Source organism: Arsukibacterium sp. MJ3 (genome assembly GCF_000987765.1).
GTDB lineage: Bacteria > Pseudomonadota > Gammaproteobacteria > Enterobacterales > Alteromonadaceae > Alishewanella.
The window spans coordinates 1-1928 of the sequence record NZ_LAHP01000054.1 but is presented as its reverse complement, the minus strand read 5'-3'; the positions used below and the strand labels follow the sequence as shown (position 1 = coordinate 1928).

At 39.3% G+C, this 1928-nt stretch carries 2 protein-coding genes and 1 pseudogene; all 3 read right to left on the bottom strand.

Annotated elements, in window-relative coordinates; all coding sequences use genetic code 11:
* Positions 1 to 392: 392 nt before the first annotated feature.
* Entirely contained in the window at positions 393 to 527 is a 135-nt protein-coding gene (locus VT06_RS18770) for an ATPase (RefSeq protein WP_152659055.1), read from the bottom strand.
* Between the two features lie 82 nt (positions 528 to 609).
* Positions 610 to 1134, bottom strand: coding sequence for a hypothetical protein (locus tag VT06_RS16600; RefSeq protein WP_046555443.1), 525 nt, complete (start codon positions 1132 to 1134; stop codon positions 610 to 612).
* A gap of 60 nt (positions 1135 to 1194) precedes the next feature.
* Positions 1195 to 1560: pseudogene (locus VT06_RS18505) on the bottom strand (transposase); the annotation flags it as partial.
* Positions 1561 to 1928: the final 368 nt, after the last annotated feature.

The window sequence follows — 1928 nt, the reverse complement described above, 5'->3', positions numbered from 1 at the left end:
CTTCATTCGTTTTGCCTGCAAAGGTGATCTCTTTTTTCTGGTAAATCAATTAGATCACGAATGAAGCACTTCTTCAATTCCTAAAGATCATACGTATGAGCGCTGACTATAGTAATTGAGTAACTTTCTGAGAATATAAATCCGGAGCATAGCCTTGCCGATTGAATAGCAATAACTATCAAAATGAAATCACGTAATATTTTCATAAAAATATACCCTTTCGGGCCCTGCACTACAGAGCCCTCTAAAACTATTCTATTTCACACATCGCATAAAAAATTTGCCATTCCGCTCTTAGACGCCTACCAATCCAAAGAGCCAACAATTCCACCGATAAAAGCGCCGAATGGGGCACCAAAACCGAAGCGCCAGCACGATAGCCTGCGCCGTTTTTATTCTGCTACATTTTTCCCAAACGCTGCCTTGTATGCTTGGGTTACATCTTGCAACTGACCTTTTTGCAACTGCATAATCCGCTCGGCGTTTACAATAGTTCCTAGCCGGTGGGCGATGATTACTCTGGTCATATTCAGTTGTTTAATCGCCTGATTAACTTAACATTTCTGCTGTGCCTGTCCTGTTTTCTCTTTCTCTTGGGCCCTACCCGGCTCAATATTCAATGTTGATAGTCTTTACGATTCTATCAAAGTTGTGAGATTCGTATGATATGGAAACTATTCTTTTTTCTTTATCAATTTCTAAGGTTTTTGCCTCAGACGTTCCCTCTACTGCTCGTACTATACTTTTTCTGATGAAAAAATAATTCAACTTAGTGACTAGAACTATATTTAAAAAGTCTTCCCCTACCGCACCAAATCCCTGATGGGATAAAACAATATATGTGTTTTCACCAACTTCAATTTTGTCAGTGAAATTTACACTCTTAAAGCTCCATGTGAACAGATGGTAGCATAGAAATATAAAAGATATAAAAATTGTTACGTAATATTTTGATTTATCGAGTAGTGTGAAAAGCCCAACTGTAAATAGTGCGAAACAAATAATGGAATAAATAGTGCTTATTACAATGTAATTTTCTGAGTAGTGCCAAAAGAAATCAATGTCAAAATAAGACATTATTATATATGACAAAAATGGGTAGATTAAGAAGGAAAAACTAATAATCTTATTCATTATTTTCTCTTTTATTAGGGGGCTAAAATTGAGCCTGTAACAGATTCTGTGTAAATGCCATTAGTTAATATGCTTCTCGAGGCGATCCCTTAACTCAATAATAAATCGAACCATGGCCTGTCGCCAGTGATGAATTGGCATTGGCCACTTTTTTGATGCTTCTGTGATAGCTAAATACACCATTTTCTTCGCTGAATCGTCGCTTGGGAATATTTTTCGTTTCTTAATCGCCTTGCGGATAACGCTGCTCAGTGACTTAATGGCGTTGGTTGTATAAATTGCTTTGCATATGTCCGCAGGATAGTTAAATATCGTATTGACGTTCTGCATATGGGCTCGCCATGATTTACTAATTTGTGGATATTGCTTGTCCCAGGTTTCACTAAATCGCTCCAGCTCAAGCAACGCTTCGTCCTCGGCGCAAGTAAAAACGCAAGTAAAAAGGACAGGCACAACTGAACAACACAGTGAGTAACAAACACTAGGCGTTAGCACCATTAACCACAATCACCGAAATCTTGACAGCCGGGCGAGCGACAACTAACCTAATTACTGTACAGTAAAAAGGACAGGCACAACTGAACAATACAGTGAGTAACAAACACTAGGCGTTAGCACCATTACCACAATCACCACAATCTTGACAGCCGGGCGAGCGACAACTAACCTAATCACTGTGTATTTAAACAGCAATGCAGGCACAGTTAATATGCCCAGACCCCGCAAAACCCTCATCGCCATCGAAGACACACCCTACTACCATGTAGTATCACGTTGTGTTCGCAGAGCTTTTT

Excerpts from the sequence above, each read along its gene's own strand:
- VT06_RS18770 (WP_152659055.1), bottom strand. The coding sequence starts at position 527 with ATGACCAGAGTAATCATCGCCCACCGGCTAGGAACTATTGTAAACGCC.
- VT06_RS16600 (WP_046555443.1), bottom strand. The coding sequence starts at position 1,134 with ATGAATAAGATTATTAGTTTTTCCTTCTTAATCTACCCATTTTTGTCA.